Genomic DNA, 16,166 nt, shown 5'->3' on the forward strand with positions numbered 1-16,166 from the left:
GAGTCCCCTCGCCTAGTTCAGGTCAATCGGCTTGCCGCGCATCTGGAAATGCTCGGTGGCGACGAAGTTGAAGGTCTTGCCGAGGATGATCACCTCGCCATTCGCTTTCATGATGAATTTCGAATCGCCGCACTCGATGACGAACTCTTCGCCCACGGCGATCTTCTTGAATTTCCCCACACTCTCCAGCGACGTCTGGCCGACATTCGTCACCTTGCTGACGCCGATCTGCTCCGCCCGCGCCACGCCGATCGTGTCCGATTTGAACGATCCGACGATCGTGTTCATGATCCCCGGCAGCGGAAACAATCCCGAGGCCGCATCGCCGACGCCGGTGCCGGAGCCGGCGAGCGCGGTGCCGGCATCGGCGCGGGGGCTTGAACCGGCGACCACGCCCTCGCGGCTGCCGAGGCCGCCGGCGTTTAGGAAGCCGAGCGCCGAGGAGGCGAGCGTGCCGGCGAAGGCGGCAAGCGCCGGACCGCCGCCACCGGCGATTTGGCCGGCCTGGGCGAGCAGCCCGGCGGTGTGGCCGGAGAGCCCCTGAACGGCGCCCATCAGCGCCATCGCCATCGGGCCGGTACCGCCCACCACCGTGTTCATCGAGCCGCCGATCTCGTGTTTCTGGTTGCCGCCGACCTCGACGGCGCGGTTGGCGCCGATCGAGGCGACCTCGTGCCGGTCGATGCGCTTGGTGCGGTCGTTCAAGACCCGCGTCGTCTGGTCCTTCTGGGCGTGGAAGAACTGGTTCTCCTTCCCCGCTTCGTCCTCGAAGGTGATCTCGTTGAAGCCGCTGCCCTTGTGGCTGTTCGAGCGCAGCACCATCCGGGTCTTGTTGGCCGGCAAATCATAGGGCACCGGATTGGCCGGGTTCGGCACGACGCCGGTCACCAGCGGCCGATCCGGGTCGCCGTCGACGAAGGCGACCATCACCTCCATGCCGATGCGCGGGATCACCTGCGCCCCCCAGGTGCCGCCGCCCCAGCTTTGCGCCACCCGCACCCAGCACGTATCGGAGCCGTCCTTCTTCGCCTTACGGTCCCAGGGGAACCACAGCTTGATGCGGCCGTATTTGTCCGGGTGGATCTCCTCGCCCGGCGGGCCGGCGACGAGCGCCACCTGGGTGCCTTCGATGCGCGGCCGCTTCGTCTGCCGGTGCGGCGTCATCGGCACGCGCGCCGGCACCGCCTCGAATGTGTTCGTATATTCCGGATCGTTGGAGTTGGTCTCGTAGGAGCGGTCGACCACCGTCTGGCGCATCGAGACGACCACATGCTCCTCGTAGGCATGCTCGGGATGGGCGACCTCGTAAGGGGTGAAGCGGCGGCCGACCTCGATGACGCGCGAGGTGGAGCGGCCGGAGACACGGTCGTGGTCGGCCTCGCTTGCCTGCGCGCGCAGCTTCTGGGCCCGCTCGGCCTCGGCGACGGTCGATATCCGCGAGGGGTATTCGTAGAGCTCGCGCTTCATCGCGTCGGGCATCTGCACCAGCGACGGTGTCGCGTTGCCCGGCACCATGCGCGGCGTCTCGAAGTTCCAGTCGGCGCCGGCGCGCTGGCCGGGCACGTAGGAAAAACGCCGCGACCAGTCGTTGATGTGGTTGCGGTCCGACGAGCCCTGCGCCAGCCGCACCCGGCTTTCTCCTTGCGCCGAGGCGGACGGCTTGGCCCAAGAAATGGCGCTGTCGGCGACACAGAGCCGGTGGCTGCCCTTCTCGTGAATGAACCAGAAGAACAGCCCGTCCTCCTCGAAGCGGCGCAGCAGGAAGTCGAGATCGGTTTCGTTCCACTGCACCGAATAATGCTGCGGCGGCGGCCGCGAGACGATGCCGGAGACGTCCGGGGCGGGAATGCCATGCTCGGAAAACAGCGTCTCGACGATGTCGACCGCAGTCTTGTCCATCCAGATGCGGCAGTCGGAGCGGCGCGACAAGAGCCACATCTGCGGACGCAGCACCAGCGAATAGGCACGCAAGCCGCGGCTGACGGGCGGGCCTTCGTTGAGCTCGGTGACCAGGCCGTTGAACGGACGGCGGACACCGCCGTCGTCTTCCTCGCCCTGCTGAACCTCGATCGACAGGTCGACCAGCCGGCCGATCAATTCCTCGGGCTTCACCGTCTCGCGCTTGGCACGCACCGACAGGCGGATCTCGAAGAGTTTCGACACCGCCTCTTCGATCTCGACCCGCTCCGGCAGCAGCTGGTCCTCGCCGAGCGGCGAGGAGACCTTCAGGATGCGGCTTGCCTGGATGAAATCAGCGGCAAAGGATTGAAGATCGTCCATATCGTCAAGTCCCGTCATGATGGAAGCGCTCGGTCACTGTTGTTGTGGCCGAGGATGCGTTTGGAGATAGCCCGCCAGCCCAGAGAAATACGCGTGCAGCATTCTGGTATTCGCCTGGTCGGACACTTGCACGTAACTGTCGACAAGCGCCTTGCGCTTGGCTTTTCCACCGGAACTTCGATAGAAATCCAACAGGACCGACAGATCTTCGGAAGATAAAGTCGCCAGGATAAAGCTTAGCCGCCCTTGTTCTTCCAGGCGCGCCACATCCTTGGGAACCGGCTTTTCGTTCTCGTTTCTGGAACGCAGCGATGCAATGACATGCGGCGTTTCGGAAGAGGACGCCAATTCCGCCGCACTCGGGTCGGAGAACGCCTCCATCGCGGCATATATTAGTTGCGACGTGAAGGCGGTCTCGACAGCAAGCTCCGGGGCCGCCATCAGATCGGTCAGTTGGCGGATACGCGCGCCGGTCTCCGGGTCGGCAAGACGCGCTTCGATTTCCTTTGCCGCAGTCTGGTCCTGCGCTTCGTAAATCCGTGCGATCTTTCCACGGCCCGCTTCGAAGGCCGCGGCCGCCCTGGCGAACGCCTCGGGATCGATGGACCCGCCATCCACCTCGCCGATATTCTTCAAGATCGCGGCGCCCATGCTTTCCGAGTCGAATGAAGAGTGGACCGCAGTCTCGAGCAAAGCCTCCGCCGCCGGAACCTCCGCATTCCCGTTTTCGGCAAGCGCCTTCGAGACAGTCTTGACCGCCGACGGCGCACCGGAAAGGCGGAGATTTACCTGTTCAATCTGAACAAGCGATTGATCGATCGGGTTGGATGTGCCGGCGATCACAGGGGCACATCCGGCCACGATACAGGCCAGCACAGGCAAGACCAGCCGGCGCATGCGGCCGTTCAATCCGGGAGGCTTTGGAAGACGAGGAGTCAACACCATCCCCCTGCCCTAGATCATCCGGACGTCGACGAGCTGCTTGGGGCGCGCATCGGCAGAAAGCCGGTTGATGATCTGCTCGGCCCTGATCATTTGGGCGCGGCCGGTCGGATCGATCAGGATTTTCTCGGCGAAGTTCTGCTGCGGGTAGAACGGCGAGCCGCCGTACTGACGGCTGAGCGTGTCGATGCGCTCCCTGACGGCAGAGCCGATATTGGAATATTCGATGCGCGTGCCCGGTTCGAATGGCTGCAGCAGCTTGCCGGTCAGCCGCGGTGCGGTTTCTCGCGGATAGTCCGCCGCCGAGGGCATTTGCGGAATAGGCTTCCGGGCGAGCACGAGTTCCCGGGTGGTGCCCGGAACACTGCCGCCGGTCGGCGGCACGAATGTCACGAGCCGATCCGAATCCATGACGGCGCTCATGTAGAAAAGCAGTTCCATTTTCTGGGACAGCCTGTTTTCGTCCACCCGTCTGCCAGCGGGCGGGTTGCAGAAGGGCGTCTTGCCGACGAGATCGGCGACCTTCAGCTTGTCCGTTTCGGAAATCGCCCTGTCGTCCCGCACGCCCGCGATGAATTCATGAACACAGATGTGATTGACGTTTATGAAATCCTCGATCCGCGTCAGGAAATTGATGGCCGTCGGCGAAGACGCGATGGGCGCGCTGCTGGTCAGCTTTTCCGCGGCACTGGTGATCTGCTTGCCCGCAAACTTCTTGGCCTCATCCAAAATTCCGCCGAGCGCAAACATCACCACCTTGTTGCTGGCGGCCGCATGCATCAGGTCAAAGGTGCGATTGAGATTGTTGTTGCAGACCACGCGAAGCGCCGCGCGACCTGCCAGCACCCGCAACGAGGCGGTCGCGAAGGCAGCCATCAGGACGCTGCCGCTCAACACGGAAGCAGCAAATACGAAAAGCTCCGCCGTCATCTTGTCGCGCGCTTCCTGGGCCTTCAGCGTCCGCTGGAAATTTTCCACGGCGAGGTCATAGGCGCGCACGTAAGGATTGGCGACGTTCGACTGCCATTGGGACTTGTATTTCGGCAGTTCCACGAGAATGTCAGTCAAACGATCAGTTGCGGACGACACGATCATCTCCATTGTCCAGACTGTGCATAGTGTTCCGCGATCCCGTGACGACGGCTTGCGAACCGCACGGAAACGACTGTGCCAGCGCCTCGCCGACCAGCGTCGCGGCGTTCTCGTTGAGCCGTTCGGTCGGGAGATCGCCGAGATGGGTGTGGACCCGGTCGGCCAGTTCGTGAGGAACGACCGTGCCTGCTCCGCACCATCGCGTCCCGCTAGTGGCATCGGCAATGCCGGCGATGTAGGCGTTGCCGCCGGCACTCGACAACATCCGGCGGGTCTCCTCGTTCGACGCCTCGGGCACGAGCTTGCCCTCCAGGGCCTCGACCAGTTCCGACCCGCTGAAAATCCACGTGCGCGCCGGTTCGTCGGCCAATGCCGGCGTGTAGAGCAGCGCGGCGGCGATAACACAGCCGACCGCCAGCAGATTGCCTGCAAGACGACGCATTGCGGGGTCGTGAATTGAAGACATGAACGCCTCGATCGGTACGATACGGGAAGCCGTCGGCGCGAATGTCGCGCCGACGGCCGATGAAGCGATCAGGCCGCCTTGGTGGTCGCCAGATCGTAGGAAGCGATCATCGGCGACTGCGGCGAGTGGTTGTCGTCATACGGCGTGTACTTCACTTCGAGCTTGGTGAAGTTGAGCTTGATCGTCTCGACCGGGCGGTCGCCGTTGGAATCGATCGAGTAGCTGGCGATCAACGTGTTGGTCAGCGAGTATTCGATATAGGTGTCGCCCGGATTGCCCGTCGTCACCAGGTGAATGACGGCGCGCTTGCCGGTGCGGCCCGAGCAAGCCTCCTGGAACAGCTTCGTTGAGGAGGAATCGCTGACCTTCGTCAGGATCACTTCCGAAACCGTCGGCTCCGAAGCCTCGCGGTTGGCGGCAGAGCCGGCGGAGGTGTTCATGTTGCGCGAAACGTTCCAGTGGATCGCTTCGATGTCCATCCACTTGCGGTGCTGCTCGTGGGTGGCATCACCCTGAATACCGTCGATCTGCAGGTAAATCGGCATGCTTGACTCTCCTGTTGGGATTGCGTTTGCCCTGTCGCTTCAGGGCGCGATTGCCTTTCGGGTTTTCGCCGCTGCCGGGCGATCAACGTCCGAGGCTGCTTCATTCGCCCGTCCTCTCCCGGACGGGGCGAATTCTGGTCGTTCCGCCTGGCCCGCATCGGGGGCGGAGACGGTAAAATGCGCGCCATCGAAGCCGATCTCGACATGCGCCACCTTGCGCTTGTCGGCGATCAGATCGAGGAAGAAGGTCGAAAGGACCGGAAGCAGGTCGCGGGCGATCATCACCTCGATGGCACGCGCCCCCATGTCGGAGGACCTGGCGCGCGAGACGAGCGCGTCACGCGCTTCTAAGGTCAGCGACGCCGTCGTGCCATAGGCTACCGCCAGCCGGTCGCGAATGCGGCCGATCTGGATATCGACGATGCCCGAGAGCGCCTCGCCGCCAAGCGGCATGAAGGGAAGAATGGTCGTGCGGCCGAGGAAGGCCGGCTTGAACTGCTTCCTAAGTTCCGGCAGCAGTAGGGTTTCGAGCGCCTCGCCCTCCGGCATCGTGTCGGGATCGGCCGAGAGCGCCGTCAGCAGTTCCGAACCGGTATTGGCGGTCATGAAGATCGTCGTGTTCTTGAAGTCGATGTCGCGGCCCTCGCCGTCGCGCAGCGTTCCCTTGTCGAACACCTGGTAGAAGATCTCCTGGACGCCCGGATGCGCCTTGTCGATCTCGTCGAGCAGCAGCACGCCATAAGGCCGCCGCCGGACCGCCTCGGTCAGGACCCCGCCCTCGCCGTAGCCGACATAGCCGGGCGGCGAGCCGAGCAGCATGGAAACCTTATGCTCCTCCTTGAACTCCGACATGTTGAGCGTCGTCAGGTGCTGGCCGCCGCCATAGAGGACGTCGGCGAGCGACAGCGCCGTCTCGGTCTTGCCGGTGCCCGACATACCGACCAGCAGGAACACGGCCGGCGGCTTGCGCGGGTCGGATAGCCCTGCCCGCGCCGCCCGCATGGTCGAAGCGATGCGCCCGACGGCGACGTCCTGGCCGATCACCCGTTCCTTGAGCCGGTCCTCGAGCGTCTTGACCGTCTCGACCTGATCCGACAGCAGCTTGCCGACCGGGATGCCGGTCCAGCGGGAGACGACGCTCGCCACCACGTCACGGTCGACAATCCGCGGCACGAGCGGCTTCTCGCCGGTCAGCGCCGCGAGCCTCGCCTCCGCCTGGGCAAAGGCCTTGCGGGCGCTCTCGGGCGATTGCTCCACAGGCAGTTGCGCGACATTGGAGCGCGGGGAGCCGCCCGGCTCCTCGTTCACCGTCTTCCCGGCCGGCACTGGCTCGCCGGCAAAGGCGGCCTCGAGCCGGTCGACCTCGCCGAGCAGCCGCAATTCCTCGGAGTATCGCGCCTCCTGCGCGGCGATCTCCTCGCCGATGCGACGCCGCTCTTCAGCGATGCGATGGAGCCGCGCGGCGATATCCGGGGTCTGCGGTTCCTTTTCGAGCCAGGCTGCTTCATCGCCGATCAGCCCCTGCTCGTTCTTCAGCGCCTTCAACGCTTCGGGCGTCGTCTGGCGGGCAAGCGAAACGGCGGCGGCGGCCGTGTCGATCAGGCTGATTGCCTTGTCCGGCAGCTGCCTGGATGGAAGAAAGCGCGCCGACAGGCGGACCGCCGCGGCAAGCGCTTCGTCGCGGATGCGAACCTTGTGATGGGCGGCGAAGGTGCCGGCCACGCCGCGCAGCATCCGGATGGCGGTTTCCTCGTCCGGTTCATGCACCTGGACGGTCTGGAACCGCCGGGTGAGTGCCGTGTCCTTTTCGACGTAGCGTTTGTATTCGCTCCATGTCGTCGCGGCGATGGTGCGCAGTTCGCCGCGCGCCAAAGCGGGCTTCAGGATATTGGCGGCATCACCCTGGCCGGCCGCTCCGCCCGCCCCGATCAGCCCATGCGCCTCGTCGATGAACAGGATGATCGGCTGCGGCGATCTTTTCACCGCGTCGACGACACCGTGCAGGCGCCGTTCGAACTCCCCCTTCACTCCGGCCCCGGCCTGCAGCAAAGTAAGATCGAGCACGAGCAGGTGGACGTCGCGCAGCTTCTCCGGCACGTTGCCGGCGGCAATCTCCAGCGCCAGCGCCTCGGCGATTGCCGTCTTTCCGACGCCGGCTTCGCCAACGAGGATCGGATTGTTCTGGCGCCGCCGCATCAGGATGTCGACCACCTGCCGCAGCTCACCGTCCCGGCCGATCACCGGATCGATCCGGCCGTTCGCCGCATCCGCCGTCATGTCGTGCGTGTAGAGGCGCAGGAATTCGTTCTCTCCAGCCGAGCCGCCCGCCTGGGCAACCGGCGAACCGGCCGGGATGTCGTCCGGCACCACCTCTTCAGCGGTCAGCAGCGCATCGAGGGCTTTGATGTCGAGGTCCCGCAGCGACGGCACAATGGCGCGTACAACGATTCGCAGCGACTGCTCGCCGTTAAGCGCCGCGAGAAGATCGCCGATGCCGACGCGAGGGCGGCCGTATTGCAACGAAGCGACGAGCCAGGCTTCGCGGGCAAGCGTCAGCAGGTTCGGCGAGAGCGACAACGCCGCCGAGACATCGCGACGGATGTCGTCGATCGCTGCGTCCAGCTCCTGGCGCAATGCCCCGGCGGACAGCCCCACTTTCCCGCAGACGGCGACAGCGTCCCCAAGGTCCAGCAAAGACCGCAGCCAGTGGGATATATCAACGGTTGCGTTCTGCCGGCGCGCCGCCAGGGAGGCAGCTGCCTCGAGGCCAATGCGCAAGCTCGGCTCGAGCGTCCTGATCAGACGGTTGAGATCGATGTGCGACATCCAGACGTCCTGCGTTCCCGTCAAGTATCAGAGCAACCATGAGATGCGGTCAGGACAACTACGGCGATTGCCTGGAGTTGTCCAGATGGCATGTAAAAAAAACAGCAAAACCCCTAAAATCTGCGGGCCTTTCATAAATTCGTCATATACTGGACACGGTTGACAAGACATATTGCCGTCATCAATGTGCAATTCTATATTTCCTCATTCAAATTCGAGAGGGTTGGTATCGGTGTCAAACCGAAACATTGCCGCAGCGCTAGAAGAAAACGCCCCATGCGGAGAAAATCTCCGAGTTAGTGCTGCAGGAAAGGAAATATACTTTAGAATTAAGGATGCTCGGAACGCAGCGCGAGCCGCTGAAAGAGGTATTGTGCCGGGGGAAAAGCTTGGGCTATCGCCAGCTTGGGTTGATGTCAGCAACCTCGGGATGCAGATCCTTTCTTCGATGAGCAAGGATCTCGAAGTATTGGCATGGCTGGCAGAGTCGCAATTACGCCTGCACGGCTTCCATGGCCTTGGCGAAATCTATGCGGCGACGGCCGCGCTCATGCGCAACCATTGGGAGCGGCTGCATTCGATCGGCGCTGAGCCGGAAGAGCGCTTTGCGCCGCTGGCCGGCCTCAATGGCATCGGCAGCGAAGGCACGATCATCCAGGCGCTACGGCTCGTCCCGCTCGTGCCGGGCGGCAAGTTCGGGCAGTTTTCGCTGTGGGATTTCCAGCTCAGCCTGCGCAGCGGCGAAGGCGAGCGGCGCGAGGAATTGCAGGAAGCCGTCGACCGTGCCGGCCGCGAAGCCATGGCCGCCTATCTTGCCGATCTCGAGCAATGCATCGCCGCTTTCGATCAGCTGACCGCGCTGCTCGACGAGCGTTTGGGCGACGCGGCGCCGCCGAGTTCCAACACCCGAAACGTGCTTCTGGAAGCAGCCGCGGCGATCCGCACCCTGGCAGCAATAGAAGCGGCCGCTGTGCATCCCGCCGTGGAGGAGGCCGCCGTGCCGGCTGTCGGACAGCAACCGATCGACGTCGGCGCCGCCCGCCGCAACGGAATAACATCGCGCGAGGAGGCATTCGAACTGCTCCTCACGGTCGCGCGCTACTTCCGCAAGAGCGAGCCGCATTCGCCGATTTCGCTTGCCATCGAAACGCTGGTCAGGCGCGGGCGCATGGATTTTTCCGAGTTACTCGCCGAGTTGCTGCCCGAGAGGAACACCCGAAACGCCGTGCTGACCGCCGCCGGCATTCAGCCACGGGCAGAGGGAAGCTGACTGCGTCCGACCCGAGATAGCGGCCCGTCAGTAGCGGCCGCACAACACAGCTTTTGAGATCGTATGAAGGAGAATTCCAATGGCAAGCGTGCATGAAAAACTGGAGCGGGTTCGCAAGCCGCGGGTCCATATCAAATACGAGGTGGAGACCGAGGGGGCGATGGTGGTCAAGGAACTGCCGTTCGTCGTCGGGGTGCTCGGCGATTTTTCCGGCGATCCGACCGAGCCGCTGAAGCCCTTCGGCGAGCGCAAGTTCGTGCAGATCGACCGCGACAATTTCGACGACGTCATGCGCCGCATGACGCCAGGGCTCAACATCACCGTCGAGAACACGCTTGAAGGCGACGGCTCGCAGCTGCCCGTCTCGCTGAAGTTCGAAAGCATGAAGGACTTCGAACCCGGCTCGATCGTCCACCAGGTCCCGGCGCTCAAAGCGCTCCTCGATGCACGCAACGAATTGCGCGACCTGATGAGCAAGGCCGACCGCTCGGAAGAGCTCGAGCGCCTGCTGGAAGGCATCCTGCAGAACCGGGACGATCTTTCGAAGGTGGTTTCCGAGCTTACCGGCAAGGACACCGGCAGCAAGGATCCCGCGAACTGAGGCCCTGACGGCATGCCCGGAGACGGGCCGCAATTACCCATCAAGGATCGGGCCTCGACCATCGCCCTGGTCCTGATGCGCTTTTCGAAAGGATCGACATGATGAACGCCGAAACGCAGCTCAAGGCCAAGGGAGAGGCCGTCTATGCCGAGGACAATCTGTTGTCCAAGGTGGTGGCGGCAACCCGCCAGACGGAGCCCGACCGGGCACAGGACCTGTTGCGCACGCTGACCGACCAGGCCCTCAAGGGCACCGTCAAATATGACCGCAATCTCACCATTACGCTCAACAACGCGATCGCCGAGCTCGACCGCACCATCTCTCGCCAGCTGGCGGCGATCATGCAGTCGCCGGAATTCACCAAGCTCGAGGGCACCTGGCGGGGGCTCCAGTATCTGGTCAAGAACAGCGAGACCAGCGCCAACCTGAAGATCCGCGTTTTGAATGCCTCCAAGCGCGAATTGTCCAAGGATCTGGCGAAGTCGGTGGAATTCGACCAGTCGCGCCTGTTCAAGTCCATCTACGAGGACGAGTTCGGCACGCCCGGTGGCGAGCCGATGGGCGCTATCGTCGGCGACTACGAATTCGACAACTCCTTCGAGGACATCGAATTGCTGCAGGGCGTCTCCTCGATCGCCGCGGCCGCCTTCGCGCCGTTCATCTCGGCCGCAAGCCCGCGCATGTTCGGTTTCGAGGACTATCGGGAACTGTCGAAGCCGCGCGACCTGGAGAAGATTTTCGAAACGGTCGAATACGCCAAGTGGCGGAGCCTGCGCGAAAGCGACGATTCGCGCTTCGTCACGCTCGGCCTGCCGCGCGTGCTGGCGCGCATGCCCTATGGTGCGAAGACCAATGTCATCGACGAGTTCGACTACGACGAGACCGGCGGTTCGCGGACCGGCGAACTGGCGCATGACGCCTATTGCTGGATGAATGCGGCCTATGTCATGGGCACGCGCCTCACGGAAGCTTTTGCGAAGAGCGGCTGGTGCACGTCGATCCGCGGCGCCGAAAACGGCGGCAAGGTGGAAAACCTGCCGATGCATGTTTTCTCCAGCGACGACGGCGACCTGGATCTCAAATGCCCTACAGAAGTCGGCATCACCGACCGGCGCGACGCGGAACTCGGCAAGCTCGGCTTCCTGCCCTTGTGCCACTACAAGAACACCGACTATGCCGTGTTCTTCGGCGCGCAGACGACCCACAAGCCGAAGATCTACGACAAGCCGGAAGCAACCGCCAATGCCGCGGTCTCGGCGCGCCTGCCCTACATGATGGCGACGTCGCGCTTTGCCCACTATCTGAAGGTCATGGGCCGCGACAAGATCGGTTCCTTCATGGAAGCCGAAGATTGCGAAGCCTGGCTCAACCGCTGGATCTCCAACTACGTCAACGCCAATGACGACGCCGGCGAGGAGTCGCGCGCCAAGTATCCGCTGCGCGATGCCAAGGTGACGGTGCAGGAAATCCCGGGCAAGCCCGGCTCCTACAATGCGGTCGCCTGGATGCGCCCCTGGCTGCAGATGGAGGAATTGACCACCTCGCTGCGCATGGTCGCGCGCATTCCCTCGAAGAACTGATCGGCATGCGCTCGTGCCGCCTCGTGCGGGCGGGCGCAGTCTACTTCAGCACGTGGCAGTCATGACCGATGCATCGAGCATTTGGCGGCGGCGCGCCGATCAGTTGATCACCCTGATCGATGACGCGCTGAACCGCCAAGTCAACGCGATCCTGCACCATCCGAGCTTCATGGAGATGGAGGCGAGATGGCGCGGCCTCGCCATGCTGGTGCGCGAATCCAGCAGGGCCGCGGACGTCAAGATCAAGCTCCTGAGCGTCAACTGGCACAGTCTGGCGCGCAGCATGGAACGGGCCGCGGATGTCGACCAGAGCCATCTTTTCGAGCTGGTCTACAGCCGCGAATTCGGCATGCCCGGCGGCGAGCCCTTGGGCCTCCTCATTGGCGACTTTCATTTCTCGCCGAGCGATCCCTCCGGCGGCGATGCGGTCGGAACGCTCGGACAGATCGGCATGGTCGCCGCCGCCGCCTTCTGCCCTTTCGTGGCCGGCGCCTCGCCCCGGGCGGTGGGGCTCGAGCGCTTCGACGAGCTCGACCGGGTGCATGATTTCTCCTGGCTCGAGCACGAACCGCAGCGTCTGCGGTGGAACAGCCTGCGCCGGCGCGACGATTCGCGTTTCATCGGCCTCGTCGCGCCGCGCATCCTCATGCGCCCGCCGCTTCAGCCCCTGTCGCGGCGGCGCAGGGACGGGTTTCCGTTCCGGGAGCATGTCGCCGCTGACGGCTCGACCCTTCTGTGGGGGAACGGCGCCTTCGCCTTCGCGATGATCGTCATCCGCAACTTCATGGCTTCGGGGTGGTTTGCGGATATCCGCGGCGTCAGCCAGGACGCGCTCGACGGCGGCATGCTGGCGAGCGGCCAATTGCCGCCCTATGATTTCGCAACCGAAAGCGAGGGCCTGTCCGCCCAGCCGCCCGTCGAGATTCGGCTGACCAGCAGCCAGGAACAGCAGTTCTGCGACCTCGGGCTCATCCCGCTAGCAACCACCTATCTGTCGGCGGCGGCGATCTTCAATTCCAACCAGTCGCTGCACGCGCCACAGAACTTTGCCGACGAGCACGCCCGCCAGAATGCGAAGATCGCGGCGATGCTTCAGTATGTGCTCTGCGCGTCGCGCTTCTCGCACTATCTCAAGGTCATCATGCGCGACGATATCGGCCGGGTGACCGACGCCCTGTCGATCCAGCGGCGGCTCGAGGATTGGCTGTCGGGCTATACGCTCGGCAATGACGACGCCGATCTCGATCTTAGGACCCGCCGGCCGCTGCGCTCGGCCGGCGTCACCGTCGACGAAGTCCCCGGCAAGCCGGGAACCTATTCCTGCACGATCCGGCTGCAGCCGCATTTCCAGCTCGACGACGTTTCGACGAGCTTCCACCTGATTGCCGAGACCTCCAACGCAGGCCAGCCCGCGCCGCGTTCCTCGGCCCCTATGCAAAGGATGTTTGCATGACCCTTGCCGCCAGCGTCCCGCAGCTGATCGCCGACAACGCCCTGTTCGAGGCGATCGAACGGCTGAAATCGCACCTCAAGACAGCGCCCGCGGACAAGCCTGCCCGGCATCTCTACATCGACCTTCTGATCCTTGCAGGCGAATACGGTCGTGCCGACGCCCAGTGCAATCTGGCGTCGAGCCTCGCCCCGGAGGACATGATGGGCTTCGGGGTCCTGCGTAACCAGCTGCGCGCCATGGCGGCACGCGAGGCGTGGTTCGCCGATGCCGAGGTTCCCGAATTTCCGCAAGGTCCGAGCGATCTCGACAAGCTCGCGATCCGGCTCGGGCTTGCCCACAGGGCCGGAACCGCCGCGGAAGCCAAGGCCGTGCTAGAGGAGCTTGAGGCGCTGCGCGGCGAACGGGCCTTTTCCTGGAACGGCAGGCCAATCGCGGACGTCCGCGATCTCGACGACCGAATTCCGCATGCGCTCGAAGCGATCATGAGCGGCGGCGCATATCTCTGGGTCGACCTCGCGAAGATCGCCTCGGTGAAGATCGAGCCGATCGCCCGGCCACGCGACCTTGCCTTCCGCCGGGCCGAGCTGACGCTCACCGACGGAGCCAGCGCACCTGTCCTGCTGCCGGCCATCTATCACGGCACGACTGGCAACGAGACCCTGCTTCTCGGCCGGCAAACCGAATGGGTCGCGGAGAGAACCGGCATCACGACCGGTCGCGGGCAGCGCTGCCTGCTCGCCGGCGACGACGTCGTGTCGTTCCATGATGCAGTCACCCTTGCCGCCGCCGAAAACGGCGATGCAGTCAGGGGCGTCGTTCATGGTTGATCCTCTGGAAAGGTACCGCGCGGGCGAACGCGTCCTTGCCCGGTCCGTCCTCGATCGTCTCGTTGACAATAGCCCGGACCTCAAGAGCGATCCGCCGGTCAGCCTGGCAGAACAGGTGCGCGAAATGCGCGAGGCGATCCGTCGCGACATCGAGGCCCTGCTGAATACCAGGCGCCGTCCGACCTCGCCGCCAGCGGCACTCTCCGACCTCGGCGACGCGCTCGTCAATTACGGCGTCGACGGGATGGTGTCGGCGAACCTCTTCACCGACGAGGCAAAGGCGCGCTTGGCGCGGATCATCGAAAGACGCATCGCGACGTTCGAGACCCGTCTTGCGCATGTCCGCGTCACGATCCTCAAGAACCGGACGATCACCGACCGTGCCTTGCGGCTGCGCATCGAAGCCAGCTTCCGGCTGATCGACGGCATGCCGCCGATCAGTTTCGAGTCGGTCATCGACCCGTCGACGCAGCACTTCCTGGTGGAGGGAGCCGCCAATGGTTGACGGCTTCCTTGAGCGCTACAGCAATGAGCTTTCGGCGCTGCGTCGACGCGCGGCGCGCTTTGCCGATGCTTTTCCCAAGATCGCCGGGCGGCTGCGCATGACCGAAGACGTCGCTGACGATCCGCATGTCGAGCGGCTTATTCAAAGCTTCGCCTATTCGGCCGCGCGCGTCAGACAGAAGCTCGACGACGAGTTCCCGGAGCTGACCGAGGGACTCCTGGAAACGCTCTACCCGCACTACCTCGCGCCATTACCATCGATGTGTATCGTCAGGTTCGAACCGGGGGAATCGCTGGCGTCGCTGCAGACCTTGCCGCGCCACACGGAAATCATCGCCGAGCCGGTGCGCGGCGAGTCCTGCCGGTTCCGCACCACCCAGGATGTCGAGGTGGCGCCGATCGAGATCGTCGCCGCGTCGCTGATAGGGCAACCGATCAGCGCGCCCGTAGCGCCCTTTGCGGGTACGGCAAGCTGCCTCCGGCTCTCCATCCGCACGCGCGACATGCGCCTCTCGCTGAGCGAGATCGGCCTCACGACGCTGCGGCTCCATATCGCTTCTCCCTGGCAGCAGGCCGTCTCGCTCTACGAATTGCTGGTCAACCACACGCTCGGGATCGCGCTTGCCCGTCACGCGGACGACACCGCACCGCTGTTCCTGCCGAAGTCGAAGTTGAAACCCGTGGGATTCGAGGCCGATCAGGCGATGCTGCCCTATCCAAGCTCGAGCTTCAGCGGCTATCGCCTGCTGACCGAGTTCTTCGCGATGCCGCGCAAGTTCCTGTTCCTCGATATCGACGGGCTCGACGCGTGGCGCGGCCACATCCTCGACGTCTTCATCTATCTCGAGGCCGGCGACAACAAGCTCGAACGGACCGTCACGGCGAGGGATTTCGCCCTCAATGCCACCCCCGTCGTCAATCTGTTCGGGCAGACCTGCGAGCCGGTTCCGCTCGATGGCGCGCGCACCGAATATCCGCTTCTGCCCGATGCGCGCCGCCAGACGACGCGCGAGATCTATGCGATCGAAAAGGTGCTGGTCACCGGATCGCAGGGACAGGAGGAGGTCTGCCAACCCTTTTTCGGCCGCAGCCAGCGCGGCGGGCCCGCCTCGGTCTACTGGCAGGCATGCCGCCGCTTCGACGAGGACGACGGCACCTCGGACATGGAGATCGCTTTTGTCGATCGGGCGCGTGATGCGGCCGGCATCGTCGATGCAGTCGCCAGCGTCGATGCGATCTGCCTGAACCGCAACATCCCCGAGCAACTACCTTTTGGCGGCGGCCACCCTTACCTGCAGCTGGCCGTCGGCAGCGAAGCGGTGTCCTCGGTTCACGCGCTTCTGCCGCCGACCGCCTCGGTGAGGATGAGTCAGGAACAGGGCCGCCAATGGCGGCTGATGTCGCATCTGCTCCTGAACCACCTTTCGCTCTTCGACAACGAGGGCGCTGCGCTCAAGGACATTCTATCGCTTTACGCCTTTCGTGACAGTGCCGAAACGCGGCAGCTCGTCGACGCGATCGCCAAAATAAAGGCGCACGGCTCGGTCGCGCGGGTGAAGGGCGGCGGCATGGTGCCGGGCACCGAGATCGCTCTCGAGTTCGACCCTGCCGCGATCGACCGGGCATCCGCCTATCTTTTCGGCGCCGTGCTTGATCGGTTCTTCGCGCTTTACACCTCGCTCAACAGCTTCACACGTCTCACCGTCTCGCTGAAGGGCCAGTCGGCACCGATCGCCCGCTGGCCGGCCCGTGCCGCCGAGCGACCGCTGCTCTAGGGGTC

The 16,166-nt window shown here is 64.1% G+C and carries 13 protein-coding genes; 7 read left to right on the top strand and 6 right to left on the bottom strand.

The genetic code is table 11. The features are described 5' to 3' along the window. Positions 1–12: 12 nt before the first annotated feature. The 6 genes from tssI to tssH all read right to left on the bottom strand — a co-directional run bounded on the left by tssI (position 13) and on the right by tssH (position 8,151). Positions 13–2,280, bottom strand: coding sequence for a type VI secretion system tip protein TssI/VgrG (gene tssI, locus ATC00_RS11600; protein WP_037382449.1), 2,268 nt, complete (start codon positions 2,278–2,280; stop codon positions 13–15). 33 nt (positions 2,281–2,313) lie between these two features. Next, positions 2,314–3,177 (bottom strand): hypothetical protein, encoded by an 864-nt coding sequence (locus tag ATC00_RS11605; protein WP_234782280.1) that lies wholly within the window; start codon positions 3,175–3,177, stop codon positions 2,314–2,316. 57 nt (positions 3,178–3,234) lie between these two features. Further along, the gene (locus ATC00_RS11610; RefSeq protein WP_234782281.1) at positions 3,235–4,311 is read right to left on the bottom strand and encodes a hypothetical protein; all 1,077 of its coding nucleotides are present in this window, start codon (positions 4,309–4,311) and stop codon (positions 3,235–3,237) included. Beyond that, positions 4,295–4,756 (bottom strand): Rap1a/Tai family immunity protein, encoded by a 462-nt coding sequence (locus ATC00_RS11615; RefSeq protein WP_064252855.1) that lies wholly within the window; start codon positions 4,754–4,756, stop codon positions 4,295–4,297. The genes ATC00_RS11610 and ATC00_RS11615 overlap by 17 nt, the downstream gene beginning before the upstream one ends. Positions 4,757–4,848: 92 nt before the next feature. Next, complete coding sequence (locus tag ATC00_RS11620) at positions 4,849–5,325, bottom strand: Hcp family type VI secretion system effector (protein WP_018238724.1); 477 nt, start codon at positions 5,323–5,325, stop codon at positions 4,849–4,851. A gap of 39 nt (positions 5,326–5,364) precedes the next feature. Further along, complete coding sequence (gene tssH, locus ATC00_RS11625; RefSeq protein WP_064252856.1) at positions 5,365–8,151, bottom strand: type VI secretion system ATPase TssH; 2,787 nt, start codon at positions 8,149–8,151, stop codon at positions 5,365–5,367. 232 nt (positions 8,152–8,383) lie between these two features. On the opposite strand from tssH, the gene tssA reads away from it, so the two are divergent. The 7 genes from tssA to tssF all read left to right on the top strand — a co-directional run bounded on the left by tssA (position 8,384) and on the right by tssF (position 16,161). Continuing rightward, a complete protein-coding gene (gene tssA, locus ATC00_RS11630; protein ID WP_072642966.1) occupies positions 8,384–9,421 on the top strand; it encodes a type VI secretion system protein TssA in 1,038 nt (345 codons plus the stop codon). 79 nt (positions 9,422–9,500) lie between these two features. Beyond that, positions 9,501–10,022, top strand: coding sequence for a type VI secretion system contractile sheath small subunit (gene tssB, locus ATC00_RS11635; protein WP_064252858.1), 522 nt, complete (start codon positions 9,501–9,503; stop codon positions 10,020–10,022). A gap of 101 nt (positions 10,023–10,123) precedes the next feature. Further along, positions 10,124–11,602 (top strand): type VI secretion system contractile sheath large subunit, encoded by a 1,479-nt coding sequence (gene tssC / locus ATC00_RS11640; RefSeq protein WP_064253061.1) that lies wholly within the window; start codon positions 10,124–10,126, stop codon positions 11,600–11,602. Positions 11,603–11,663: 61 nt separating this feature from the next. Beyond that, positions 11,664–13,055 (top strand): type VI secretion system contractile sheath large subunit, encoded by a 1,392-nt coding sequence (tssC, locus tag ATC00_RS11645; RefSeq protein WP_064252859.1) that lies wholly within the window; start codon positions 11,664–11,666, stop codon positions 13,053–13,055. Further along, a complete protein-coding gene (locus ATC00_RS11650) occupies positions 13,052–13,882 on the top strand; it encodes a type VI secretion system accessory protein TagJ (RefSeq protein WP_064252860.1) in 831 nt (276 codons plus the stop codon). Before tssC (ATC00_RS11645) ends, ATC00_RS11650 begins: the two co-directional genes overlap by 4 nt. Continuing rightward, positions 13,875–14,387 carry a type VI secretion system baseplate subunit TssE gene (gene tssE / locus ATC00_RS11655; protein WP_037382271.1) on the top strand — a complete coding sequence of 171 codons (513 nt, stop codon included), beginning with the start codon at positions 13,875–13,877 and terminating at the stop codon, positions 14,385–14,387. Before ATC00_RS11650 ends, tssE begins: the two co-directional genes overlap by 8 nt. After that, a complete protein-coding gene (tssF, locus tag ATC00_RS11660) occupies positions 14,380–16,161 on the top strand; it encodes a type VI secretion system baseplate subunit TssF (protein ID WP_064252861.1) in 1,782 nt (593 codons plus the stop codon). Before tssE ends, tssF begins: the two co-directional genes overlap by 8 nt. The last annotated feature ends 5 nt before the right edge of the window (positions 16,162–16,166 follow it).

Origin of the sequence: Sinorhizobium americanum (genome assembly GCF_001651855.1) — a bacterium.
Classification (GTDB): Bacteria; Pseudomonadota; Alphaproteobacteria; order Rhizobiales; family Rhizobiaceae; genus Sinorhizobium; species Sinorhizobium americanum.